This is a genomic window from Paracoccus sp. SCSIO 75233 (assembly GCF_027912675.1).
In the GTDB taxonomy this organism is placed as follows: domain Bacteria; phylum Pseudomonadota; class Alphaproteobacteria; order Rhodobacterales; family Rhodobacteraceae; genus Paracoccus.
On sequence record NZ_CP115757.1, the window covers coordinates 754,843 to 779,457 of the forward strand.

Sequence of the window (24,615 nt, forward strand, 5' to 3'; positions counted from 1 at the left end):
CAGGTCTCACGGAGCGTCGATCACATATTTTTCCAGATCGTCCAGCACCCGATTGGCCGAGGCGAGGCCGCTGAACTCCATCCATGTCGCAGCGTCGACGCGATGCACATTGCCGGACTGAACCGCAGGCAGCATCTGCCAAAGCGGGTTGGACAGCACCTCTTCATGACGGCCGTCCTTGTCGGAATCATTGGTGCCGCCCACGATGTAAAGCAACACATCACCATCCAGCTCCGCCAGTTCTTCCCAGTCCGGGCGCTTCATCGACAGCGAGGGATCATCCGTCGTTTCGTATTCGGTGCGGGTGACGCCCGCCTGTTTCATCACCTCGAAGGGGGCATAGCTTTGCGGCGCATCCAGATAGACCTGAAAGTCCCAAGAGGTGATCCGCAGCACGGAAACCGTCTTGTCGGGCATCCGGTCGCGGATATCGGCAAGCCTTGCGTCATAAGCCTGCATCTTTTCTGCAATCTCGTCTTCCCGGCCGGTGAATTCGGCCAGCAAGGAGTAAAACGCCCGCCAGTCGATATCCGTATAAAGCAGCGTCGGCGCAAGCTGGGAAAGCTGCGGATAAACCCCGCTCGCCATCGATTCACTGCCGACAAAGGCGAGGATCATGTCCGGCTGCAACGCGACGATGGTCTCAAGGCTCGGTTCGGTGACAAAGCCGATGCTGGTCACATCGGCCGCTTCGGCACGGGATTTCAGCCCGTCATCGCTCATCCGGTCCAGCGGCGCACCGATGATCGGCAGGCCGACATCCATACCGATACCAAGGCCAAAGCTGGCATCCAGCACCACCACACGCTGAGGCGCCGATGGCACGCAGAGCGGGCCGGCATAGACGCCCTCATCCTCCAGCAAGCGCCCGTCGCAGGCGAGAGCCGGCATCGCGCCTGCCAACAGAGTTGCGGCCCCGATCAACAGCCATCTGCACATGTTCTTTCCCAATCCTGCTGACCTCTATCAGTGCGGCGCGTCTTGCAAATACCGCGCGAGACGTGGCAAGAAATAACCAAGTATTCAAGTAAGGAATAGCCCTCATGGCGACCGATCAGCAAGAAAGCTTGCACAAATTGACGCGGCATTCCGCGACCGTGGCCATGCCCTTGGAGAATTTGCTGAGCGCGCTTCGTCCGGCTGCGGAAGTGATGGGACTGCCGCTGGCGCAGAAGAAGGATCGCGCCGAGATCGCACTGGAAGACGCGACGCTGACCGTGGCGGCGGCGCGTGACACAAGTCTGGTTACAATCGCGGCGACTTCAGATGCGCGGCTGGCCACCCTGCGAGAAACGGTCAATTTCTATTTCGAGCAGCTTAAACTGCCCGTATCTCTGCAATGGGCTGCGGACAGAACCGGCGGGCGTCCGGCGAACCTCATGATAGGGACCATCATCGCCAATGATCGCCTGTCGCCCTCGTTCCAGCGGTTGCGGATCAGCGGTGATTTCAGCCGGTTCGCCTCGGAGGGTCTGCATTTTCGCCTGATTTTCGGCCCAGAGGGCGCGGACTGGCCTTCGGCGGATGCAACCGGTGCCACCCATTGGCCGGGCGGGATCGATAGCTGGCACCGTCCGCCCTATACGGTGCGCGCCATTGATCCGGACTGTGGCTGGATCGACATCGACGTGTTTCTGCATGATGGCGGTCGGGTCACTGAATGGCTGACCCGTGCCGCAATCGGCGATATCGTGGCTATAACAGGCCCGGGCGGCAAGGTTCCGGGCGTTGCGGGCTGGATTGGATATATCGGCGACGAAACCGCCTTGCCGGTCATTGCACGCATGCTGGAAGGGCTGCCCGCCGACACCACCGGACAAGCGCTGATCTTTGTGCAGGATCCGAAAGATGCTCAGGATATCAGACATCCCGAGGGTGTGGACCTTCGCTGGATGGTTCATGGTGAGCATGGCACACCTCTGGACGCGCTGAACATGCTGAACCCGCCAGAGGTGGACCGCTTTGTCTTCTTCGCCGCAGAACGCGCGGCATCCATCGCCGCCAGGGAATATTTGTCGCGAAACGGGTTTGAGCGAGGCGAGTACCACGCTGCGGCCTATTGGACCGAAGCCTGGGTCCCGCCATCAACACAGGTGGCGAGACTGCAAAGACGAACGGCGCAAGTTCCATAACCGTAGGGCAGGGCGGTCGGCATCCATCTGAAAAAAATGGTGTTTCGGCGGTGCCGGGTGAAGACATCGCCGCGAGTGAAACATTTCGGCAACATGGATGTCTGCGTCAAAATTGCGCAATTGATTTACCAAAGTAATTTTGTCAGGTATCCGCCGATAAAAAAGTGACAGGTTACCATGATGCTCAAATCTCATTCTCTTCCGCTTTATGGCGCAAGCATGGTGGCCCTGCTGGCCGCTTCGGCGGGCGCTCAGGATATGCAGGATGTCATTGTCCTTGATACAATCACGCTGACGGCAACGACCGGCGTTTCGGTACAGCCCGAAGGCTACGTTGCCCCTTATGCACAGGCGGCGACCAAGTCCGACACACCGATTGCCGAGATGCAACAATCCGTTTCCGTCATCACGACCGATCAGATCGAAGATCAGGGGGCGCAGAATCTGGGTCAGGCATTGGGCTACACCGCTGGCGTTCATGCCCAGCCCTTCGGTATCGACCCCCGCTTTGACACGCCCTATATCCGGGGCTTCCGGGCTGACAACGCGCAATATGTGAACGGTTTGCGTCAGGGCCGCTACTTCGGCGCGATCGGTCAGGAACTCTACGGGATGCAGCAGATCGAAGTTCTGCGCGGACCGTCATCGTCGCTCTATGGTGCCGGGTCTCCGCTTGGCGTGGTGAACATGGTGCAGAAACGCGCCCAGGCTTATGATTTTGCCGAGGCCGGTATCGGCTATGACAGCAATCAGAGCAGTCAGGTGTTTTTCGACGTGAACCGGGCGCCGTCCGACGTGCTGTCCTGGCGACTGACGGGCATCGGACGTGACGACAGCACGCAGATCGAGGATCTGACGAACGAACGCGGCTACCTCGCCGGTGCGCTTCGCTGGTCGCCCGATGGCGCGACGACCATCGACCTGATGGCAAACTACTCCAAGGATGCGCCCAGCTCGCCGACCGGTGTGCCGTTTGCCCTGACGCAGACCGCCGACGGTGACGATCTGCGCGATCTCTACACCGGGCAAAAGGACTGGGATGACAGCGACCGGACATCGGCAAGCGTCAGCCTGGAACTCAGCCACGAGATGGATAACGGCTGGAAGCTGAGCCAGGGCTTCCGCTACGAGAAACTCGACTGGGACTATCGCAGCACCTATGCCAGCGCGGTCACCGGCGCCGATACGTTCAGCCGCGGTTCCAGTCGGCAGAGCGAGGACAGCGAAACGATCAGCGTGGACACCCGCCTGTCGGGCGAGGCCATGACGGGGCAGGCCGTTCACAAGCTGCTGTTCGGTCTCGATATCCGTCACTACGATGCCTTTGAGAGCAGCCAGTTTGGCACTGCGGCCGAATTGAACTGGCGCAATCCGGATTATCACGCCGGTGCCCGCAGCTTCTTCGGAACGCCAAACGCCGGCAGTTCGCTGCTGCGTCAGGCTGGCGTCTATGCGCAGGATGAAATCGAATATGGCAACTGGCGCGGCTCGCTGGGCCTGCGTTACGATTGGGTCGAGCAGACCGGCGAACGCTATGGCCGCGTGTCCGAATACAAGGACAATCAGGTCACAGGCCGGGTCGGTCTGGCCTATGCCATGGCAAATGGTGTCACGCCTTATCTCAGCTATTCCACATCCTTCGATCCGCAGGCCGGGCAGAATATCGACGGCGATGCCCTGCTGCCGACCGAGGGCGAACAGTGGGAGCTTGGCGTCAAATATCAGCCCACGGCTTTCGACGGGCTGATCACGGCCTCGCTTTACGATATGCGTCAGACCAATGTTAACCGGACCGTCGAGGAAGGCGGGATCCGTGGCACCCGCCAGATCGGCGAGGTCAAATCGCGCGGCTTTGAGATCGAGGCGACAGCCGAAATCGCGGATGGCTGGAAGCTGCGGGGCGGCTATTCCTATAATGAGACCGAACAGGTCGCGCCCTCCGATGATCCCTTGAACGGCAATGAACTGGCAGATGCGCCGAACCATATCGCCAGCATCTGGCTCGACCGCGACTTTGCGAATGGCCTGCGGGTCGGGGGCGGTATCCGGTATATCGGTGAGCGCTTCATCGATGCCGCAAATTCGGCTGAGCTGGACAGCGTGACCCTGGTCGATCTTGGGGCAAGCTACACCCGCGACAATATCGAGATGTCGCTGAATGCCACGAACCTCACCGATGAGGTTTATGTGGGCGCATGTGGTTACTCATATTGCTCTTATGGCGAAGGGCGGACAGTGTCGGCCAAAGTCGCTTATAAGTGGTGAGATTGCAGGCCCCAGCCTGTCGGCTCAACCGCCGCCATTTTCTGACTTCCGCCAGCATCACGCTGGCGGCGGGCTTGCCTTTGCGTGCCGCCAGACCTGCGCCACGGCTCGCCGCCATCGACTGGGCGATGCTGGAAACCGCAGTTGCCTTGGGGCATATGCCGGTCGCTGCCTGCGAACTGATCCGCTTTCGACAGGACGCGGTCGAGCCGGTAATCCCCGAAAACGTCACCGATCTGGGTCTGCGCGGAGCGCCGAATTTCGAATTGCTGCAACTGACGCGGCCCGACCTGATCCTGACCTCGCCCTACTACACGCAGTATCAGACGCGGCTGGAGCGACTGGCCCCGGTAGTGAACCTGCCCTTTTTCGAGCCCGGCCAGCCGCCCTTGCCCAAAGCCTTCGCGGCGCTGGATGGGCTGGCTGCGGCCATTGACGATCTGCCCGCAGCGCGCCGTGCCTCAGACGATGCGAATGCCGCGCTGGACGCCATCGCGCGCGAGCTGACCCCGTGGCAGGACCGCCCCGTCTGTCTGGTCAATATCGGCGATGCGCGGCATATGCGGGTCTTCGGGTTCGACAGCCTGTTCGGCAGCACGCTTGATCGGCTGGGGCTGGCGAATGCGTGGCAGGGCGGGACAAGTTTCAGCTTCATGGCCCCGGTCCCGATCCAGCGGCTTGCCGAGATGCCCGAGGCGCGGCTGATCAACATCGGCACGATCCCGCCCGAGGCGCAGCGCGGCCTTCGCCGCAGCGTGCTGTGGCAGGCCTTGCCGCAGGTGGCCGAAGGGCGCGTCCATCAACTGCCCGACATCAATGCCTTCGGGGCCGTGCCCTCGGCGCTGCGTTTCGCGCGGCTGCTGGCGGGGGCGATGGCCTCCGGCCCGGTGGCGGCGCTGTGATCGGGGGGCTGCGTCTTTGGCTGCCGCTGGCCGCACTGATGGCGGTGGCGCTGTGGCTGGTCGCGGCCCTGTCGCTGCTGCCACTGGCCCAATGGCCCGCGCTGCCGATGCGGCCCGATGCGATGAGCCTGCAGCAGATCATGCTGGGCTTTGGCCTGATGCCGCGTGGGGTGATCGCGGCCTTGGCGGGGGCCGCGCTTGGCCTGTCGGGCGCGATCCTGCAGGCGGTGCTGCGCAATCCGGTCGCCGATCCGACGACGCTGGGGATCTCATCCGGTGCGCAACTGGCGCTGGTTCTGGCGACGATCCTTGCGCCGGGGCTGCTGGAATTTGGCCGCTGGCCGGTCGCGATGGCAGGCGCCGGGCTGGCCGCCGCGCTGGTGCTGGCCATCGGCGCGCGGCGGGCATTTGCGCCGGTGACGATGGTGATCGCCGGGATGCTGGTCGCGATGACCGCCAGCGCCATCGCCACCGCCGTCACGCTGGCTCAGGGGCAATATCTGCTGTCGCTGGTGATCTGGAACGGCGGCTCTCTGGTCCAGCAGGACTGGTCGGGCGTCCGCGTGCTGGCGCTGGTGCTGGTGATCGGAGGTGCCGGGGCGGCGGTCCTCGCCCGGCCTCTGCGGGTGCTCTCGCTGGGGGCCGAGGGCGCGTCTGGGCTTGGCATGAACGTGGCGCTGGTGCGGCTGGCGGCGGTCGCGCTGGCGGTCTGGATCGCGGCCAGCGTTTCAGCAGAACTGGGGCTGATCGCCTTTGTCGGTCTTGCCGCGCCCGCGCTTGCCCGGACCATGGGCGCGCGCGGGATCGGGCCTTTGCTGGCGCTGTCGCCGCTGATCGGGGCGCTGATCCTGTCGATCTGCGACGGGCTGGTCCTGCTGATCGCCGGTCAGGCGGGCGAGATGTTCCCGACCGGCGCGCTGACCGGGCTGATCGGCGGCCCGCTGCTGATCTGGCTGCTGCCGCGTCTGCGCGGATCGACCCCGCCGGGAACCGAGGCCGCCGAGGGTCCCGCCCCGAGACGCGCCCATCCCCGTCGCTTGCTGATCGGGCTGGCGCTTGGGCTCGTCGTATCGGCGCTGATCCTTGTCTGGATCGGGCGCGTGCCGGATGGCTGGGCGGTGCTGGACCGTGACAGTTTCGCCGCCTTCCTGTCCATGCGCCTGCCGCGTTTGATCGCCGCCATATCTGCCGGGGCGGCGCTTGGCCTTGCCGGGGCGATCCTGCAACGGCTGACCGCCAACCCTCTGGCCTCGCCCGAGGTGCTGGGCGTGTCGGGTGGTGCCTCGCTGGGCTTTGCCTGCGCGGTCTATGTGGTGGCCGCGCCGACCGCGCCAATGCTGGCCGCAGGCACCATGGCGGGCGGCGCGGCTGCGCTGGCGCTGGTCGCGGCCTATGTCACCCGCCGCGACATGCCGCCCGAGCGGATACTGCTGGCCGGGATCGCGGTATCGGCGCTGGCCTCGGCGGTGCTGTCGGCGATGATGGCGCGGGGCGATGCGCGGGGCTGGGCGATCCTCAGCTGGCTGAGCGGGTCGTCCTCGGCGGTGCAGATGCCGGGCGCGCTGATGCTGGCGGCGGTGGCTTTGGCGCTGTGGGGCTTTGCCCTTGCCGCGCGGCGCTGGCTGGCGGTGCTGCCGCTGGGCGCGGGCGTTTCGGGCGGACTTGGCCTGCCGCTGAGCCGCGCACGGCTGGCGCTGATCCTGTTGGCGGGACTGGCGACGGGGGCGGCGACGGTGCTGGTCGGGCCCTTGTCCTTCGTCGGTCTGATGGCCCCGCATATGGCCCGGCGTCTGGGGCTGGCCCGCGCGTCCGATCACATCACCGGCGCGGCCCTGATCGGGGCGGCGCTGATGCTGCTGGCCGATTTCGGCGCGCGCATGGCCGGTTTCCCCTATGAATTGCCGCTTGGGCTGTTCGCCTCGCTGATCGGGGCGCCCTGGCTGATCTGGCTGATGATGAGGTCTGCGCGATGACTCTGTTCTCCCTGCAAAACCTGAGCGTGGATGTTCCGGGCCGCCGCCTGCTTGACGGGATCACGCTGGATTTGCCCGCCGGTCAGGCGATTGCGCTGATCGGGCATAACGGCTCGGGCAAATCCACGCTGCTGAAGGTGCTGGCACGGCAGATCGCGGCCTCGGGCGCGGTCCGTTTCGAAGGCCGCGCGCTGGCCGACTGGCCCGCCCGCGACTATGCCCGCCGTCTGGCCTTTCTGCCCCAGACCACGCCCCCGGCCGAGGGGATGCTGGTCCGCGAACTGGTCGCGCTTGGCCGCTATCCCTGGCATGGCGCGCTTGGCCGTTTCGGGCCGGACGATCACGCGGCGGTGGATCGCGCGATGCAGGAATGCGGCGTCACCGCCTTTGCCGACCGGCTGGTCGATACCTTGTCGGGGGGCGAGCGTCAGCGGGTCTGGCTTGCGATGATGGTCGCGCAGGAGGCCGGCACCCTGCTGCTGGACGAACCGATCAGCGCGCTGGACATCGCCCATCAGGTCGAGGTTCTGGCGCTGGTCCAGCGCATGTGCCGCGATCAGGGCCGCAGCGCCATCATCGTGCTGCATGAGGTGAACATGGCCGCCCGGTTCTGCGACCATATCGTCGCGATCAAGGGCGGGGGTCTGGCCATGCAGGGCAGCCCCGCCGACCTGATGCGGCCCGAGACCCTGCACAAGATCTATGGCCTGCCGATGCAGGTTCTGACAAAACCGGACGGCACCCCCGTTGCCATCCCCGCCTGAGGCCCCATGCTGCGCGAATTCTTTTGCGATTCAGAATTGGTGAAGAAAGGTCTGCCCGGATCGACGGGATAGACGACAAGATCGTCGGGTTATTCGCTGACGGGTTAACACTGCAAGACATCCAAGGCGCATCTGCTCGAACTCTATGGGCTGAAGTTATCGTCAGACCTGTTTAGCCCTGTCAGTGCCGCGTTCCGGACGTTAAGGTTCAGACCTGCATTATGCATCTGGTGCGCCATTTTCGGACTTCTACTTCTGGAGGGACCGCGAGGCCGTTGCCGCCGATCTGCGATGGATTTACAGCAACTAGGCCGACCCATCTGGCGATCCAAAAATTTAGAAAGGATGGCCGAAATGTCCGGGAATGGTTTGCAGCCCGCGATCAGTGCATCATAATGTTCGGCGACCGTTTCGACGCGTAAGTATCTGAAACCGCATGAACCGGGTCAGATACACAAAGTTCAGGACGCTCCCAAGAGCCTTCGACAAAACGATGCCGCAGGAACCGGACTGTCATGCTTTCGCCACGGTTAACCACCATCCTGCGAACTCGCTGGTGCCTCCGACGCATTGGCTGCTTCCCCGGCGAAGCAAAAAACGACCAAAGTTGAGATCCTATATTTCGCCTGCCTGTTCGGCTCGCCTGGCAATCAGCCGAATGCCCTCTTCGATCCTGTCCTCCCGGATCGAACCGTAGCCCAGACGGAAGAATGGACAGGGCAGGGGCGGCTCCTCGAAGAACACGGCGCCGGGCTCTATCAGCACGCTGTCCTTGCGCAGAACCCGTGCCAACGCGGCGCTGTCCGTGCCGTTCTGACCCCGGACCCATATGCTTGAGCCGCCATCGACAGGCGCGCCGGCGATCTGTAATGTCGTTTCGTGTAACGCCCGCTCCAGCACCCGGCGGCGTTGCTTCAGGGTTTCGCGCAACCGCACCAGATGGGCGTCGTAATGTCCCAAGGCGAGGAAATAAGCCGTGATCCGTTGCAGGTGGCTGGGGGCGTGGCGCAGCATTATCCGACGCAGCATCCGTGCCTGTTCGATCAGCGCGGTCGGCGCGACCATGTATCCGATCCGCAACCCCGGAAACAGAGATTTGGAGAAGCTGCCCAGATAGATGACGCGATCATCTGGGTCCATTGATTTCAGCGCCGGGGCGGGCGGCGACAGGTGAGACATGCCGAAATCGTAATCGTCCTCGATTATCAGGAAATCCTGCGCCGAGGCGCGGGCGATGAGATCACGCCGCCGCGCCGTCGGCATCGAAGCGCCGGTCGGGATGTGGTGGCTGGGCGTAACGATCACCAACCGCGTCTTGTCGGGCAAGGCTGCCGGGTCCAGTCCCATGTCATCGACCGGCAGAAAGGTGGTCGGGCTACGAGCGCGGCGCAGTGTCTCGGCGAAATCGGGATAACCCGGTTCCTCGGCAACGGCCAGCCGGTCCACGCGCGACAGCAATTCAACCGCCAGATACAACGCATTTTGTGCACCCAGCGTGACCAGAACCTCGTCCGGGCCAGCCCGAATACCGCGTCGGGGCAGTGTGTTGGAACAGATGTAGTCGATCAACAGCGGATCGTCGGCACCAAACCGGTCGGCAGCGAGATCGGCGAAATCCCGGGTGCCAAGCGCCCTTCTCGCGCAATCGCGCCAGGCGTTATGGTCAAACAGGGCGGGGTCGGCCTGACCGTAAATGAACGGATAGCGAAAGTCGCGCCAGTCTGCCGGCTTGCGGATCACCCTCCTCGGCATCTGGTGATCGGCCAGCCAGTCCTGCCAGTCGGGCGGCTTGCCGGACTGCGCGGCGGGGCGCGAGGCGCGTAGCCGGCGATGCGGCACGGTTTCGGCCACCGAAACCCCTGAACGCGGGGCGGCGCTCAGATAACCCTGGCTGATGAGATCCTGATAAACCAGCGTCACCGTCATCCGCGACAGACCAAGCTCCCGGGCAAGCTTGCGGCTGGACGGCAGCAGCGTCCCGGGCCGGGCCTGGCTTTCCAGAATGGCGCGCACGACGGCAGCTGCCAACCGGCCTTGCAGCGTCGGTGCCTCTGCTTCGCGCAGAAAGATTGCCTCGGCTGGGATACGGCTGCGCATCTGGACCTAAACTCCTCCGAAACTGGACATACAAAACGCCTGACATTTGCGCAAGATTGGCCGCCAGCCGCGTGGCTTAAATCCGGCATGACCGGATAAAAGGGAGGATAAAAATATGTATATAAACACGAAAATCGTGACCGGACTGACGTTTTCACTGGCCATGACAACTGCTGTTCACGCGGCCGAATACCGCATCGCAGTTGGCGATGGCGCTGGCGGTACGCAGGAAGCACTTGGCAACGCCTTCATCGCCGCGCTGGAGGAGCAATCGGGCGGTGAAATGACCGGCAAGCTGTTTCTGAACGGCCAGCTGGGCGATGAACAGGACACCGTGACCGCCGCTGCCACCGGCACGCTGGATTTCTCGATCCTCGCGATCAATAATATCACCCCGTTCTCGCCCTCTGTCGGGACGTTGACGCTTCCTTATGTTATTCTCAGCCAGGATGACGCTGAAACTGTGACACAGGGCGAAATCGGTCAGCAGATGATCGAGCAAACCATTGAAGATGCCGGGGTCCGCATCATCGGTTGGGGTTATTCCGGCTTCCGCGTGCTGACCAATTCCAGCAAGCCGGTTTCGACCGTGGAGGACCTGCAAGGTCTGGTCATCCGCGTCCCCAAGAACGAGATCATGATCGAGACCTATAAAAGCTGGGGCATCAACCCGACCCCGATGGCCTGGGGCGAAACCTTCGCCGCGCTTCAGCAAAAAGTCGTAGATGGGCAGGACAACCCCTACATGACTGTCTATGCGATGAAATTCGACGAGGTGCAGAAATATATCACCAATCTGCGCTACCTCTTCTCGATCGAGCCGCTGGTTATCTCGGAAGCGCTGTTCGAAAGCATGAGCGAGGAACAGCAGCAGCAGGTTCTGGCCGCAGGCGAGGCCGCGACCGAAGCCTCGGCAGAATTCCTGCGCGCAGAGGAGACCAAAATCCGTGATGAGCTGGTCTCGCGCGGGATGGAGATCACCGATCCGGCCGATGAGGAAGCCGAGTTCATCGAACTGGCCACCAGCAATGTCTGGCCCAAATTCTATGACCAGATCGGCGGCAAAGAGGTGCTGGACAACGTCCTGACCTCGCTCGGCCGCGAACCGACCGCCGAGTAATCCCGTCCATCTTTGCAAACGGCGCGCGACGGGTTCGCGCGCCAGAACCTTCCCGAGGTCCGTCATGACTGCGCTCTGGTCGTTTCTCGACCGATTTGAAAGCCATGTCTGCCGTATCCTGCTGGCGATCTTCGTCACGCTGCTGTTCGTGCAGATCATTTCCCGCCAGATATTCGGCACTTCGATCACCTGGATCGAGGAATTGTCGGTGATCCTGTTCGTCTGGTTCGCCTATTTCGGGGCGTCCTATGCCGCACGGATGGCGGCCCATAACCGGGTGACATTCCACCTCAACAAGCTGCCGCGTGAACGCGCCCGCATGATCGAGGCTTTAGGCGATCTGTTCTGGATCGGCTTCAACCTGGTGTTCATCTGGAATGCGGTCGAGTTCATCAGCCGTCTCAAACCCTTCGTCAAGGCGCAGACGCTGGGCTGGGAAATGCGCTATGTCTACATGGCCCTGCCCATTGCCTTCGTGCTGATGACGCTTCGCATCTTGCAGGTGAACTACCTCAAGCTGGTCCGGGGGATCGACCCCAGTGATCCTGATCGCGTCACCGTCGAGGCTGTGCTGGAGCTGGCCGAGGACGAAAAACGCGCCTTTGAACAGCAGGAGCGCCGCTGATGGAAGACCTGCTCATTGAAATCCTGTTCGGCACATTCGCACTGCTGATGCTGCTGGGCGCGCCGATCACCGTGGCGCTTGGCGTCTCGTCGCTGGCAGCGATGTTGTACCTCGGCGACAACCCGATCAAGATGGTGCAGATGGCATGGTCCTCTGTCGGGTCATTCCCGCTGATGGCGCTGCCGGCCTTCATCCTCGCAGGTGCGCTGATGGAGGCCGCGGGCCTCAGCCGCCGCCTGATCAATGTGGCCGAAAGTCTGGCAGGGCCGTTCACCGGCGGGCTTTCTGCCGCGACCGTCATGGCCTGCCTGTTCTTTGGCGCCATCTCGGGCTCAGGGCCCGCCACGACCGCCGCCGTTGGCATGCTGATGATACCGGCAATGGTCCGGCAGGGTTACGGCGCGGGCTACGCGGCCTCGGTCACGGCTGCGGCCGGGGGGCTGGGCATTGTCATCCCGCCTTCGATCCCGATGGTCATCTATGGCATCTCGGCTATGGGCATGCAGCCGCCGCCCGAAGCGGTCGAGACCTACGGCAGCTTCCAGTCGGTCTCGATCTCAAAGCTGTTCATCGCCGGTTTTCTGCCTGGTGTCGTCATGGCCGGCGGGCTGCTGACCATGAACTATATCCGCTGCCGGATGCGCGGTTTTCACGGCTCAAGCCATTCGCTGTCCATGCGCAATGTTACCCGGGCATGTTTTCAGGGGTTCTGGGCGCTGATGGCTCCGGTCGTGATCCTTGGCGGCATCTATACCGGCTATTTCACACCGACCGAGGCCGCCATTGTCGCGATTTTCTACACGCTGTTCGTCGGCGTCGTGATCTATCGTGAGTTGGACTTGCGCGAGGTGATCAAATCGCTGGATACCACGACATGGCTGTCCGGTCGGGTTCTCCTGGTTCTCTTTACCGCGACGATCTTTGGTCGACTGCTGGTCGAGAACAACATTCCCGGCGTCATCGCCGACAGCATACTGGGCGTGACCACCAATCTATATTTGATCTGGGCCATGGTCATCGCGCTGCTGCTGATCGTCGGCATGTTCATGGAGACGCTGGCCGCCATTATGATCCTGGTCCCGGTGATGCTGCCGGTGGCCTATACGATGGGCATCGACCCGATCCATTTCGGCATCGTGATGATCTGCACGCTGTCTGTGGGCTTCCAGACGCCGCCGCTGGGGGAAAACCTGTTTATCGCCTCGGGCATCTCGGGCGTCTCGATCGAACGGATCAGCCTGCGCGCAATCCCCTTTGCGATCGCCTCTGTCACCGCAATTTTCGTCATCGCCGCATTCCCGGGCATCGCTTTGTGGCTGCCCCGGATCCTCGGCTACTAATGCAGGAGCAATTCATGTCCAACAAACTTACCGAAGCCGATCTGAAGGCGACATTCGAGGCGTTTAACCGCCACGACATAGATGCCGTGATGGCGCATTTCGCCGATGATTGCGTGTTCTTCACCGTCGCCGGAGACCACGAATACGGCAACCGGATCGAAGGCAAGGCAGAAATTGCCAGGGCATTCGAGGGCGTCTGGACGGCCATGCCGGATGTCGAATGGGCTGAACACTCGCATTTCATGTCCGAAGACGGCAGCCGTGGCGTCAGCCAGTGGACATTCCGCGCCACCAATCCGGACGGCACCCGGACCGAAGTGCAGGGTGCCGATCTGTTCCGCATCCGCGACGGCAAGATCGTTGAGAAACAGGCGATCCGCAAGCAGCGCCCCGCAATTCCGGCAAGCTGAGAAGGGGCGCGTTCATGCAATTATCACAGCAACGCAGGGCCTCGAAGCCCTATGACCCGCTCTATGACCCGATGACCGCCAAGGGGCTGGGGCCGGGCAACGACTATGCGCCGACCTACTGGATCGCGACCGCCGACGACGCGCCGCAGGATGATGGCCCGGTCACAAGCGATCTTGATGCCGATGTGGTGGTGATCGGTTCGGGCTATACCGGCCTGTCCTGTGCCATTCATCTGGCCAAGGAACACGGCATCAAGGCCACGGTGCTGGAGGCGAACGGGGTGGCCTATGGCTGCTCGACCCGCAATGGCGGTCAGGCGCAGATCAGCTCAGGCCGGCTCAAGCGCAGCCAGTGGATCGATCGCTGGGGTCTGGATGTCGCAAAGCGGCTGCATGCCGAGGTGGTCGAGGCATTTGCCCTGTTCACCGGTCTCATTCGTGATCACGCCATTGCCTGTGAACCGCAGGAAGGCGGGCACTACTATATCGCGCACAAGGCTTCGGTGATGCCTTCACTGGAAAGCGAAACCCGCCTGCTCAACGATACCTTCGGTTATGCCGCCCGGATGATGTCGCGCGAGGAACTGCACGACAGCGTCGCCCGCGACATGGAAGCACATGGTGCGATGTGGGAACCCGACGGTACCGCAGTTCACGCCGCGAAACTCGCCTTCGGCTATTTGCGTGTCGCGCGCGAACTGGGCGCCAAGGTCCATACCGACAGCCCGGTTGAGGGATGGGAGTATCGGGACGGCATCCACCATCTGCGCACGCCCGGCGGCACGGTCCGTGCGCGTCGCGTGGCTGTGGCAACGGCGGCCTATGCGCCGCGCAGCCTGCACCCGCAGTTGCGCGACCGGCTGATGCCGATCATGTCAAACAGCATCGTCACCCGCGAACTGACCGGGGACGAGCGTGAAGCCATCGGCATCCGCACCGGCTCGCCGTTGACCGATACGCGGACGCTTCGCCATTATTATCGGCTGCTGCCCGACAACCGGCTGCAAATCGGCTCGCGCGCCGCGATTACCGGTCGCGATGCCGCCAACCCGGCGCATCTCAACGCGCTGCGCGACGGTATGGCACGTAAGTTCCCGGCGCTGCGCGGGATAGAGCTGGACCATAGCTGGTGGGGCTGGGTCGATGTCAGCCATGACATGATGCCCCGCATCACCGGCATGCCCGACTTGCCCGGCGCATATTACGCGCTCGGCTATGGCGGCAATGGGGTGATGTATTCCGCAATGGCCGGCCGGCGCATGGCGCAGCTGGTGGCGGGTGAAGCCATCCCCAAACTGCCGATCTTCAATACCGAATTGCCGCATGAGGGCTGGAAGACGCCCTTCCGGCGGCTGGGGCAGAGGGGCCTCTACCACTACTACCACTTCCGTGACGAGCGCAAATAAGGAGCGACGCCCATGAAAATGACCACTGAAGAAGCCTTCGTCAAAACCTTGCAGATGCACGGGATCGAACATGCCTTTGGCATTATAGGCTCGGCCATGATGCCGGTCAGCGACCTGTTTCCCAAGGCGGGCATCACCTTCTGGGACTGCGCGCATGAAACCAATGCCGGGCTGATGGCGGACGGCTTCACCCGCTCAACCGGCAAGATGTCGATGGCGATCGCCCAGAACGGGCCGGGCGTCACCGGCTTCGTCACGCCCGTGAAGACCGCCTACTGGAACCACACGCCGCTGTTGCTGGTCACACCGCAGGCCGCCAACAAGACCATCGGCCAGGGCGGGTTCCAGGAGATGGAGCAGATGCGGCTGTTTGCCGATGCGGTCTGCTATCAGGAGGAAGTTCGCGACGCGACGCGCATCCCCGAGGTCCTGAACCGCGTTATCATGATGGCCTGGCGTAACTCCGCGCCCGCGCAGATGAACATCCCGCGCGACTTCTGGACCCAGGTGATCGACGTGGACCTGCCACAGGTCGTGGCGTTTGAACGCCCCGCTGGCGGCGAAGACGCCGTGGCCGAGGCCGCGAGACTGCTTTCCGATGCGAATTTCCCGGTTATCCTGTCCGGCGCGGGCGTCGTCCTGTCGGGCGCGATTCCCGATCTGGTGAAACTGGCCGAGCGTCTGGATGCGCCCGTCGCCTCGAACTACCAGCACAATGACAGCTTCCCGGGCTCGCACCCGCTGGCGCTTGGCCCGTTGGGATATAACGGCAGCAAAGCGGGGATGGAGATCATCGCCAAGGCCGATGTCGTGCTGGCGCTCGGCACCCGGCTCAACCCGTTCTCGACCTTGCCGGGATACGGCATCGACTACTGGCCCAAGGATGCGAAAATCATTCAGGTCGATATCAATGCCGACCGGATCGGGCTGACCAAGCGCGTGACCGTCGGCATTCAGGGCGACGCGGGCAAGGTTGCGCGCGGTATTCTGGCACAACTCTCACCGTCCGCGGGCGATGCCGGCCGTGCGGATCGGAAGGCACTGGTCGCACATACCAAATCCCGCTGGGCACAAGAGCTTTCCAGCCTCGATCACGAAGACGACGATCCCGGCAGCGAATGGAACTCGGACGCGCGCAGCCGTGACGCCGATATGATGAGCCCGCGTCAGGCATGGCGCGCAATCATGCAGGCGGTGCCTACTGATGCCATCGTATCCTCCGACATCGGCAATAACTGCGCCATCGGCAATGCCTATCCGACCTTTGAAGCGGGCCGGAAATACCTTGCACCTGGTCTGTTCGGCCCCTGCGGCTATGGTTTCCCGGCGATCCTTGGTGCCAAGATCGGTAATCCCGACACGCCGGTGATCGGTTTTGCCGGGGACGGTGCCTTCGGGATCTCCATGAACGAGATGACCGCCTGTGGCCGTGACGACTGGCCCGCGATCACAATGGTCGTCTTCCGCAACTACCAGTGGGGCGCGGAAAAGCGGAATACGACGCTGTGGTATGACAACAACTTCGTCGGCACCGAACTGGACCGCGGCACCTCCTATGCCGGGATCGCCGAGGCTTGCGGCTCGACCGGGGTTCAGGTGCGCTCGACCGAGGAACTGACGACCGCGCTCCATGATGCGGTTGAGCGGCAGATGAAAGAGGGCAAGACCACGTTCATTGAGGTTCTGCTGAATCAGGAACTGGGGAAGCCTTTCCGCCGTGATGCGATGAAAAAGCCCGTCATCGTCGCCGGTATAGATGCCGGTGATATGCGTCCGCAGAAAGGTGCTGCCTGAGCACTGCCCAAACGGCTCCGGCGCCCCAATGCGTCGGAGCCATGACATCTTGTGGAGATTGCTATGAGCAGCATTGCCATGCGAACGCCCGATCTTGAATGGCTGAAACCAATGTTTCCGGGCTTCGCAGTTTCCGCTTTGGTCGCGGTCAGTGCGCAATTTCTGTCCGATCATTACGGCGCGCCAGCGATGCTTCTGGCGCTGCTGTTAGGGCTCGCCCTGAACTTCCTGTCCGAGGCTGGCACGCGAACGGCACCGGGGATCGAATTTACTGCCCGAACCGTTCTTCGGCTGGGGGTGGCGCTGCTGGGTGCGCGGATCAGCGTCGACATGCTCGCCGGTCTGGGCGCGCCTGCCATCGCGCTGGTCGTCTCAGGCGTCGTGCTGACCATCCTGTTTGCACTAGTGATGACTCGCTTTGTCGGGCGGGGCTGGCGTTTCGCGCTGCTGACCGGCGGCTCTGTTGCGATCTGCGGTGCCTCGGCAGCAATGGCCATCGCTGCCGTGCTGCCCCGGCATGAAAAATCCGAGCGCGATCTGGTGTTCACGGTGCTGTCGGTGACGGTGCTTTCGACTGTGGCAATGGTCCTTTATCCGATGATCTCGAACGCCTTCGGATTCACCCCGCGCGATTCCGGCGTGTTCATCGGGGGCACCATCCATGACGTGGCTCAGGTGGTCGGCGCGGGCTTCTCGATCAGCCCCGAGACCGGCGAAACCGCGACATTGGTCAAGCTGATCCGCGTCTCGATGCTGGCGCCGGTGGTTCTGTCCTTCTCGCTGATCATCCGCGTGCGCGGGCTGGCTGACACCGTCGCGGGCAAGCGACCACCCTTGCTGCCGGGCTTCGTCCTGGGCTTTCTACTTCTGGCGGCAGCGAATTCCATCGGGCTGATCCCGGCTTTTGTCGCGGATCTTGCGGGTGCGCTCAGCCGCTGGGCGCTACTGATCGCCATCGCCGCGGTCGGCATCAAGACCTCGCTTGGCCGTATGGTCGAGGTAGGTGGCGGTGCCATCGCCATCATGATCGCCGAGACGGTCTTTCTGGGCGTTTTCGTTGTCGCCGGGCTGCATCTGCTGGCCTAGACCGCCGGTCGGTGCGGGCACGGGCGCAACGTTCGCTGCCTGTGTACATGCTGTGTACGCGCTGTGCGCGGCCCGTGCACGCCCGGTGCGGCCCGAAACACCAGCATTTGCGGGCTGGATCGCATCCCTCTTCTTTTTATGCGCAATACGCAACGCACGCAGCTGTTGCCCAGTCGAAAGGCCAGTACAATGAAGCCGCTCAACCGCATCTTTCAGATCGCCCGCGATAATCCGCGCCATATCATCCTGCCCGAGGGCGATGATCCCCGCGTGGTCGAGGCAGCACTGCGCCTGACCTCCGAGGGGTTGGCGCGCGTGACCCTGATGAACGGCCCCGACCTGCCTGGTATAGCCTCAATTGCACCCTCCGAAGCCCCTGATCTGGCGGAGCTTGCTACCCTTTGGCACAAGATGCGGGCGGCCCGGGGCATGACCGCCGAACGCGCGCTTGAAGAGATGCAAGACCCGATCCGACAGGCCGCGATGCGGGTACGACTGGGACAAGCGGACGGCACGGTTGGGGGCGCCGTGGCGACCACCGCCGACACTGTGCGCGCGGCGTTGCAGGTGATCGGGAAGGCGCCCGATGCAGGTATCGTCAGCAGTTTTTTCCTGATGCTGTCCTGTGGTCCTGATGCCCCGATCAAGGGCGGATTGATCTTCGCCGATTGTGGCCTCGTGGTCGACCCCGATGCCGCCCAACTCGCCGCCATCGCCCGCTCGGCCGCGCAATCCTGCCAGAAATTGCTGGCCGAAACACCGCGCGTTGCACTGCTTTCCTTTTCGACTGCGGGTTCGGCGGATCACCCCAGCCTCGGAAAACTGCGCGAAGCACTGGCACTGATCCGCGCCGCCGAACCGGACCTGGAGGTCGACGGCGAACTGCAGTTCGACGCGGCGCTGGACGATGCGATCCGTGCAAGCAAAGCCCCACGCAGCCGGCTGTCGGGCCGCCCGAACGTGTTCATTTTTCCTGACCTCGCGTCGGGAAATATCGGCTACAAGATCGCACAACGCTTGGGCGGCCTGAGCGCCATCGGACCAATCCTGCAAGGTCTCGCCAAACCGGCAAACGATCTCTCACGCGGTTGTTCCGTCGACGACATCGTCGCCGCGACAGCCGTCACGACAGTGCAGTCGTTTGCCAGCCCTCCAATGCCACGCGCTTATGAGACCTGTGTACCGATACTTCCGGAGCTGAAGGACTGACGGGCGTGAATTGTCAATTGCGTAGCCTGGCGGCTTGCCAGTCGTTATCTCTGCCACATCGGCACAACTCACCGTTTTCTTGTCAAACGCCACGGCCTCATCACTTGCGAAAGCAACGCCGTAAACTTCTGGCTCCTTCTCTTTGGATTTTCGCTACTCTACGCGAAGATACTGTCCGCGAGCGCACATATTATACCAAATGTCATGGAGCCGCGGAAAGCCGCAAAACTCCCGTCGGCTGCGCTGTTGTGGGAGTAGATGGATCTGACACCTTCACAATCATAAATGGTCCTGCATTACAAAGATTTAGGCGACCCTGCCCTTTGTGTCTGCGGCTAGCCGGTCTGATGAATGCGGCCGACCGACATTCTGAAGGTCAGCTTGGGAAGCATCTTTTTTGCTTTCAATCTTTGCCCGCAAATGCTGCGCCTGTGGGCTGCGGCAGGAAAGGCTCTAGAGCCAAAATCAACTGCGTCTTGCCTGAAGGGCCGCCCCTTGCAAAAAAATAACGCTGCAATGTTTAATATTGGATCCCACTAGCATCATCAGTTTATTGTCAGCGGTTCGTTTCGGCCTTTCGTGTCTGATCAGCCGAAGGCCCGCAAGTTTCCCTGCGGGCCCATATCATTTGCTGCGCTGTGCCCCGACCTACGGGAAGAACGGGAACAGGATCGGCAGCAGGATCATGGCGACGATGGTCGAGACCACAATCAGCGGCAGGCCGGCCTTGGTGTAATCCATGAACGTGTATTTGCCCGGCCCCAGCACCATGACGTTCGCGGGCATGCCGATGGGTGTGGCATAGGCCAGCGATCCGCCGATCACCGTTGCCATCAGAACCGCTCGTGGGTCAGCGCCGATCTGGGCCGAGATCGACAGGCTGATCGGGACCAGCAGCGCGGTCGTGGCGGTGTTCGACATGAAGTTCGTCATGACAACGGCCAGAAGGAAGATCACCAGCATGAAGACGAAGATCGGGGTCTCGGGTCCGGTAAAGCCAAGCACGGTTTCGGCGATAATCTGACCCGCACCGGTTTTCTGCATCGCGGTTGCCAGCGACAGGATGCCGCCGAAAAGGAATATGGTCTTGGCGTCGATGGAGCGATAGGCCTGCTCCTCGCTGATGACGCCCAGCAGGATCAGCGCGATGGCACCGATGGCGCCGGTAATGTGCAGACGGATGCCGATCTGCTTTTCAAACACCATTGCGAGAATGGTCAGGACCAGAACGATCAGCGATGCGTTCTTTTTCCATTGCGGAACCGAGAGGCTGGCTTGGTTCAGGCTGTCCGCCGCCATCTCCTCGGTCTTGTGATCGGGCAGCAGCCGGAAGCCGATGGTGGCAATGAACAGGATACCCGCAAGCAAGATCGGCAGGCCGACAAGCGCATATTCAAAGAAGCCGAAGCTGAGCCCCTGTTCCTGCAACGCGGCCTGAGCGATCATATTGCCCGGTGCGCCGATCAGGCTGAGATTGCCGCCCATGGCGGCCGCAAAGACAATCGGCATCAGCAAGCGCGAGCGGGCGAAGCCCGATTTCGCGGCGATACCGATCACGACCGGGATCAGGACCGCAGCCGTGCCGGTATTCGACAGAACGCCCGACATCAGCCCGGTAATAAGCATGATCGCGACGACCAACTGCCGTTCGGTCCGGGCAAAGCGCGTGACCAGCCCGCCGATCTCGGCCGCCATGCCGGTCTGGAACAGCGCACCACCGATAATGAACATGTCGACGAACAGGATGACATTGCTGTTGACGAAGCCGTTGAAGGCCTCGCCCGCGTCAAGAACGCCGGTCAGCACTAGGCCGACGCAGACAATCATCGCGGTCAGCGCCAGCGGTATCCGCTCCCACACGAACATGATGATCGCAAAGAGCAGAAGCAGAAGGGTAATCGTTGCAGGGTTCATGGTCTCCTCCCAGAGTTTGCAGTTCCGGCCCTGATGACGAGGGCACAGATCAGAACTGGGATAGGCGGAAGGGGGCCGGCAATGAACTTGCCATAAATTATATTAATTTTCGAGATAATAAGCAGATGCAACTATCAGGCACTCGCTTCGATCGCTTGCAAATTTTCTTCCAGCACCGCGAGCAGCGCGTCGCGCTGATCGTCGCGGGTGCCCCGTGCCCAAGCGGCGGCGAGGATCAATTTGCCACGCGTGTTCCCCTCGGGAAGGATCAGGGGCACGAAGTTGACGCCGGGGATCGCAATGCGGGACGCCCAACGGGGCACGATGGCCAGCCCCGTGCCGGTCGCCACCAGATTGACAATCGTGTGCTTTTCCTCGGCGATCTGCGCAATCCGCGCTGTCAGCCCGGCATCTGTGAACAGTTTTATGGTCAGATCATGCGAATGCGGTCGCGAGCGGCGATCGGGCACGATCAGCGGCTCATCCGCTATATCTTGCACCGTCAGTTCCGAACGATCCGCCAAAGCATGATTTTCGGGCAGCGCGACGACGGCGGTTTCGAAGAACAATGTCTGGAAGTGAATTTTAGGGTCGCGGATGTCCGGCGGACGGCAAAAGGCAATGTCCAGACTGCCGCTGAGAATGCGCGGCAACAGGTGAATGGTCTTCTGCTCGACCAGTTGCACCTCGATCTCGGGCCTTTGCGCCCGCAGAAGTTGCAGAAGTTGCGGCATCAACCCCGCCGCCGCGCTGTCGATGGCCCCGACCTTCAGCACCGCTGTCTCGTTCCGCCTAACCGCGCGGATGTGCTGATCGAACAGATCGGCCTGCGCGACAAGCGTACGGGCGTCGTCGAGGATCGCCATGCCAGCCTCGGTCAGCGCGACATTGCGGGTGGTGCGCAGAAACAGCCGCGTCTCAAACCGATCCTCCAGCAGCCTGATCTGTCGGCTCAGCGAGGCGGGCAGCATGTCCATTGCCTGCGCGGCGCGCCCGAAATGCAACTCCTCCGCGACGGCCAGAAAACATCTGATCTGTTGAATATTCATCATCTCCTCCGCCATCAGATTATCTCATTTATGTATATAATTCTACGCAAATTGAGAAATCGTTCGGGCAGGCGCAATTTCGTGTTGTGATGCCGCAGGGCGTCGTAAGGGAGGAGATATAAGGGGCTTTAACGGCCCGCCCGGCGACGCATTCGGCCCATTGAAACCGAATGAGGAGAAAGCCCATGAAAACCTACAAAATTGCCTCGATCCCTGCCGATGGTATCGGCCCGGAAGTCATCGCCGCCGGGTTGCAGGCGCTGGAAGCTCTGGCGCGTCGCGACGGCGGCTTCCAGTTTGACGTGACCGAATTCGATTGGAGCTCGGATCGCTACAAGAAGACCGGCGCGCTGATGCCTGAGGATGGCGCGGAACAGCTGAAAGCCTTCGACGCCATCTTTTTCGGTGCTGTCGGTGCGCCGGATGTGCCGGATCATGTCACGCTGTGGGGGCTGCGTTTGCCGATCTGTCAGGGCTTTGACCAATACGCCAATGTCCGCCCCACCAAGATCCTGCCGGGCATCAAATCGCCGCTGGAAGGCGTCGGCCCCGGCGATCTGGACTGGGTGATCGTGCGCGAAAACTCCGAGGGCGAATATTCCGGCCATGGCGGCCGCGCCCATAAAGGGTTGCCCGAAGAGGTCGGCACCGAGGTCTCGATCTTTACCCGCGCCGGCGTCACCCGGATCATGCGCTATGCGTTCAAACTGGCGCAGTCGCGGCCCCGCAAATTGCTGACGGTGGTCACGAAATCCAATGCGCAGCGGCATGGCATGGTCATGTGGGACGATATCGCCGCTGAGGTGTCGAAGGAATTCCCGGACGTGACCTGGGACAAGATGCTGGTCGATGCGATGACCGTGCGCATGGTCAAGAACCCGCAGAGCCTCGACACCATCGTCGCGACCAACCTGCATGCCGACATCCTGTCGGACCTTGCGGGCGCGCTGGCGGGCAGTCTGGGTGTCGCCCCGACCGGCAATATCGACCCGGAAAAGCGCTTTCCGTCCATGTTCGAACCGATCCACGGCTCAGCCTTCGACATCACCGGCAAGGGCATCGCGAACCCGGTCGCGACCTTCTGGACCGCCGCGCAGATGCTGGACCATCTGGGCGAGCCCGCCGCCGCCGACCGGCTGATGCGGGCCGTCGAAAAGGTCTGCGCCGATGGTGTGCTGACCCCGGATGTCGGTGGCAGCGCCACGACGCAACAGGTCACGGATGCCGTCGTCGAGGCGATCCGCGGCGAGAATATCTGAGGTCCGCCATGAGGGAGGAGGACGCGAAAGACCTGCTGACGCGGATGCTGAATGCGGGGATTGCGGCGGCAGACCCCGCCGCCGTCCTCGCCCGGCATCTGCCCGAGAAGCCGGCTGGCCGCTGCATCGTGGTGGGGGCCGGAAAATCCGCCGCTGCAATGGCCCGCGCCGTTGAACGCGCCTGGCCCGATGTCGATCTGTCGGGCGTGGTGGTGACCCGCTACGGTCACGCCATCGAGACAGACCGGATCGTGGTGCGCGAAGCCTCGCATCCGGTGCCGGATGAGGCCGGGCACAGGGCCGCCGCCGAAATCCTTGCGACCGCGCAATCGGCGGGACCGGATGATCTGGTCCTTGCACTGATCTCGGGCGGAGGATCGGCGCTGATGACCCTGCCGGCACCGCCGCTGACGCTGGACGAAAAAATGCGGGTCAACCGGCTTCTGCTGGCCTCGGGCCTGACCATTGAGGATATGAACAAGATCCGTCGTCGCCTGTCCCTGGTCAAGGGTGGCGGGCTGGCGCGGGCGGCAAGCCCGGCGCGGCTGGTGACGCTGGCAATCTCCGACGTGCCGGGGGACGATCCGGCCGCCATCGCATCGGGGCCGACCGTGCCTGATCCGACAGCGGGCGAGGATCTGTCGCATCTGGTCGTGAAGCTGGGTCCGAACCTGCCGGAGGCTGCGCGGGAAATCCTGCTGCGTCCCGCTGAACCTCAACCCGATTTCACGCCTGACTACCGCTTGATTGCCACCCCGCAAATGTCGCTGGAAGCCGCCGCCGAGGTCGCGCGCAAGGCAGGTGTGACACCGCTGCTGCTGGGAGATGCATTGGAAGGGGAGGCGTCCCAGCTTGGCATCGCAATGGCCGGGATTGCTCGTGCCGCTGCCGCTCATGCCACGCCGGTCAAACCGCCTGCAGTTCTGCTGTCGGGCGGCGAAACCACCGTCACCATCGGCGACAAAAAACCGGGGCGTGGCGGTCGCAACACAGAATTCCTGCTGAGCCTCGCGGTCGCGCTAGACGGCCATCCCGGCGTCCACGCACTGGCTGCCGACACCGACGGCATTGACGGCACCGAAGATGCCGCCGGTGCGGTCATCGCACCCAACACGCTGGGTGCGGCCCGCAAAGCGGGGCTGAACCCGCGTGATTTCCTGAACGGTCACGACAGCTACAGCCTGTTCGACGAGGTTGGTGCGCTGATCCGCACTGGCCCGACCCTGACCAATGTGAATGATTTCAGGGCAATCCTGATCGCCTGAACCCG

The 24,615-nt window shown here is 62.6% G+C and carries 20 protein-coding genes; 16 read left to right on the forward strand and 4 right to left on the reverse strand.

The annotated features are described in order from the left end of the window. Positions 1-6 precede the first annotated feature (6 nt). On the reverse strand, positions 7-891 hold the full coding sequence (locus PAF12_RS03630) for an iron-siderophore ABC transporter substrate-binding protein (protein WP_271108645.1): 885 nt from the start codon (positions 889-891) through the stop codon (positions 7-9). A 152-nt stretch (positions 892-1,043) separates the two neighbouring features. Here PAF12_RS03630 and PAF12_RS03635 point away from each other — a divergent pair, with 152 nt between their 5' ends. The 5 genes from PAF12_RS03635 (at position 1,044) to PAF12_RS03655 (ending at position 8,036) form a co-directional block, all read left to right on the forward strand. Continuing rightward, positions 1,044-2,132, forward strand: a complete 1,089-nt coding sequence (locus PAF12_RS03635) for a siderophore-interacting protein (RefSeq protein ID WP_271108646.1) — start codon at positions 1,044-1,046, stop codon at positions 2,130-2,132. Positions 2,133-2,309: 177 nt separating this feature from the next. Further along, complete coding sequence (locus tag PAF12_RS03640; RefSeq protein WP_271108647.1) at positions 2,310-4,397, forward strand: TonB-dependent siderophore receptor; 2,088 nt, start codon at positions 2,310-2,312, stop codon at positions 4,395-4,397. A 74-nt stretch (positions 4,398-4,471) separates the two neighbouring features. Further along, positions 4,472-5,299: an ABC transporter substrate-binding protein gene (locus PAF12_RS03645; RefSeq protein ID WP_271108648.1), complete on the forward strand. Its 828-nt coding sequence runs from the start codon at positions 4,472-4,474 to the stop codon at positions 5,297-5,299. After that, the gene (fhuB, locus tag PAF12_RS03650; RefSeq protein ID WP_271108649.1) at positions 5,296-7,272 is read left to right on the forward strand and encodes a Fe(3+)-hydroxamate ABC transporter permease FhuB; all 1,977 of its coding nucleotides are present in this window, start codon (positions 5,296-5,298) and stop codon (positions 7,270-7,272) included. The genes PAF12_RS03645 and fhuB overlap by 4 nt, the downstream gene beginning before the upstream one ends. Continuing rightward, entirely contained in the window at positions 7,269-8,036 is a 768-nt protein-coding gene (locus PAF12_RS03655; RefSeq protein ID WP_271108650.1) for an ABC transporter ATP-binding protein, read from the forward strand. The genes fhuB and PAF12_RS03655 overlap by 4 nt, the downstream gene beginning before the upstream one ends. A gap of 615 nt (positions 8,037-8,651) precedes the next feature. On the opposite strand, the gene PAF12_RS03660 is transcribed toward PAF12_RS03655, so the two are convergent. Continuing rightward, positions 8,652-10,133 carry a PLP-dependent aminotransferase family protein gene (locus PAF12_RS03660; protein ID WP_271108651.1) on the reverse strand — a complete coding sequence of 494 codons (1,482 nt, stop codon included), beginning with the start codon at positions 10,131-10,133 and terminating at the stop codon, positions 8,652-8,654. A gap of 163 nt (positions 10,134-10,296) precedes the next feature. Here PAF12_RS03660 and PAF12_RS03665 point away from each other — a divergent pair, with 163 nt between their 5' ends. From PAF12_RS03665 to PAF12_RS03705, 9 genes are all read left to right on the forward strand, one after another. Beyond that, positions 10,297-11,253, forward strand: coding sequence for a TRAP transporter substrate-binding protein (locus tag PAF12_RS03665; RefSeq protein ID WP_271109642.1), 957 nt, complete (start codon positions 10,297-10,299; stop codon positions 11,251-11,253). 64 nt (positions 11,254-11,317) lie between these two features. Continuing rightward, positions 11,318-11,878: a TRAP transporter small permease gene (locus tag PAF12_RS03670; RefSeq protein ID WP_271108652.1), complete on the forward strand. Its 561-nt coding sequence runs from the start codon at positions 11,318-11,320 to the stop codon at positions 11,876-11,878. After that, positions 11,878-13,218: a TRAP transporter large permease gene (locus PAF12_RS03675; protein ID WP_271108653.1), complete on the forward strand. Its 1,341-nt coding sequence runs from the start codon at positions 11,878-11,880 to the stop codon at positions 13,216-13,218. The genes PAF12_RS03670 and PAF12_RS03675 overlap by 1 nt, the downstream gene beginning before the upstream one ends. A 14-nt stretch (positions 13,219-13,232) precedes the next feature. Then, positions 13,233-13,628 (forward strand): nuclear transport factor 2 family protein, encoded by a 396-nt coding sequence (locus PAF12_RS03680; protein ID WP_271108654.1) that lies wholly within the window; start codon positions 13,233-13,235, stop codon positions 13,626-13,628. Between the two features lie 14 nt (positions 13,629-13,642). Next, on the forward strand, positions 13,643-15,034 hold the full coding sequence (locus PAF12_RS03685; protein WP_271108655.1) for an FAD-binding oxidoreductase: 1,392 nt from the start codon (positions 13,643-13,645) through the stop codon (positions 15,032-15,034). A 12-nt stretch (positions 15,035-15,046) separates the two neighbouring features. Next, a complete protein-coding gene (xsc, locus tag PAF12_RS03690) occupies positions 15,047-16,828 on the forward strand; it encodes a sulfoacetaldehyde acetyltransferase (protein ID WP_271108656.1) in 1,782 nt (593 codons plus the stop codon). Between the two features lie 63 nt (positions 16,829-16,891). After that, complete coding sequence (locus PAF12_RS03695; RefSeq protein ID WP_271108657.1) at positions 16,892-17,914, forward strand: YeiH family protein; 1,023 nt, start codon at positions 16,892-16,894, stop codon at positions 17,912-17,914. 189 nt (positions 17,915-18,103) lie between these two features. Beyond that, positions 18,104-19,123 (forward strand): phosphate acetyltransferase, encoded by a 1,020-nt coding sequence (pta, locus tag PAF12_RS03700; RefSeq protein ID WP_271108658.1) that lies wholly within the window; start codon positions 18,104-18,106, stop codon positions 19,121-19,123. A gap of 351 nt (positions 19,124-19,474) precedes the next feature. After that, complete coding sequence (locus PAF12_RS03705; RefSeq protein ID WP_271108659.1) at positions 19,475-19,663, forward strand: hypothetical protein; 189 nt, start codon at positions 19,475-19,477, stop codon at positions 19,661-19,663. Positions 19,664-19,771: 108 nt separating this feature from the next. Here the strand turns inward: PAF12_RS03705 and PAF12_RS03710 are convergent, their stop codons facing one another. Beyond that, positions 19,772-21,037, reverse strand: a complete 1,266-nt coding sequence (locus tag PAF12_RS03710) for an SLC13 family permease (protein WP_271108660.1) — start codon at positions 21,035-21,037, stop codon at positions 19,772-19,774. 134 nt (positions 21,038-21,171) lie between these two features. Further along, entirely contained in the window at positions 21,172-22,101 is a 930-nt protein-coding gene (locus PAF12_RS03715) for a LysR family transcriptional regulator (protein ID WP_271108661.1), read from the reverse strand. 170 nt (positions 22,102-22,271) lie between these two features. On the opposite strand from PAF12_RS03715, the gene PAF12_RS03720 reads away from it, so the two are divergent. Together PAF12_RS03720 and PAF12_RS03725 are read left to right on the forward strand one after the other, a co-directional pair. Continuing rightward, a complete protein-coding gene (locus PAF12_RS03720) occupies positions 22,272-23,345 on the forward strand; it encodes a tartrate dehydrogenase (RefSeq protein WP_271108662.1) in 1,074 nt (357 codons plus the stop codon). A gap of 8 nt (positions 23,346-23,353) precedes the next feature. After that, complete coding sequence (locus PAF12_RS03725; protein ID WP_271108663.1) at positions 23,354-24,610, forward strand: glycerate kinase; 1,257 nt, start codon at positions 23,354-23,356, stop codon at positions 24,608-24,610. Positions 24,611-24,615: the final 5 nt, after the last annotated feature.

Coding starts and splice junctions, on each gene's coding strand:
- PAF12_RS03725 (WP_271108663.1), top strand. CDS start 23,354: ATGAGGGAGGAGGACGCGAAAGACCTGCTGACGCGGATGCTGAATGCG.
- PAF12_RS03635 (WP_271108646.1), top strand. CDS start 1,044: ATGGCGACCGATCAGCAAGAAAGCTTGCACAAATTGACGCGGCATTCC.
- PAF12_RS03685 (WP_271108655.1), top strand. CDS start 13,643: ATGCAATTATCACAGCAACGCAGGGCCTCGAAGCCCTATGACCCGCTC.
- pta (WP_271108658.1), top strand. CDS start 18,104: ATGAAGCCGCTCAACCGCATCTTTCAGATCGCCCGCGATAATCCGCGC.
- PAF12_RS03720 (WP_271108662.1), top strand. CDS start 22,272: ATGAAAACCTACAAAATTGCCTCGATCCCTGCCGATGGTATCGGCCCG.
- PAF12_RS03665 (WP_271109642.1), top strand. CDS start 10,297: ATGACAACTGCTGTTCACGCGGCCGAATACCGCATCGCAGTTGGCGAT.
- PAF12_RS03655 (WP_271108650.1), top strand. CDS start 7,269: ATGACTCTGTTCTCCCTGCAAAACCTGAGCGTGGATGTTCCGGGCCGC.
- PAF12_RS03710 (WP_271108660.1), bottom strand. CDS start 21,037: ATGAACCCTGCAACGATTACCCTTCTGCTTCTGCTCTTTGCGATCATC.
- PAF12_RS03640 (WP_271108647.1), top strand. CDS start 2,310: ATGATGCTCAAATCTCATTCTCTTCCGCTTTATGGCGCAAGCATGGTG.
- PAF12_RS03675 (WP_271108653.1), top strand. CDS start 11,878: ATGGAAGACCTGCTCATTGAAATCCTGTTCGGCACATTCGCACTGCTG.
- PAF12_RS03715 (WP_271108661.1), bottom strand. CDS start 22,101: ATGGCGGAGGAGATGATGAATATTCAACAGATCAGATGTTTTCTGGCC.
- PAF12_RS03630 (WP_271108645.1), bottom strand. CDS start 891: ATGCCGGCTCTCGCCTGCGACGGGCGCTTGCTGGAGGATGAGGGCGTC.
- xsc (WP_271108656.1), top strand. CDS start 15,047: ATGAAAATGACCACTGAAGAAGCCTTCGTCAAAACCTTGCAGATGCAC.
- PAF12_RS03680 (WP_271108654.1), top strand. CDS start 13,233: ATGTCCAACAAACTTACCGAAGCCGATCTGAAGGCGACATTCGAGGCG.
- PAF12_RS03695 (WP_271108657.1), top strand. CDS start 16,892: ATGAGCAGCATTGCCATGCGAACGCCCGATCTTGAATGGCTGAAACCA.
- PAF12_RS03660 (WP_271108651.1), bottom strand. CDS start 10,133: ATGCGCAGCCGTATCCCAGCCGAGGCAATCTTTCTGCGCGAAGCAGAG.
- PAF12_RS03670 (WP_271108652.1), top strand. CDS start 11,318: ATGACTGCGCTCTGGTCGTTTCTCGACCGATTTGAAAGCCATGTCTGC.
- PAF12_RS03705 (WP_271108659.1), top strand. CDS start 19,475: ATGCGGCCGACCGACATTCTGAAGGTCAGCTTGGGAAGCATCTTTTTT.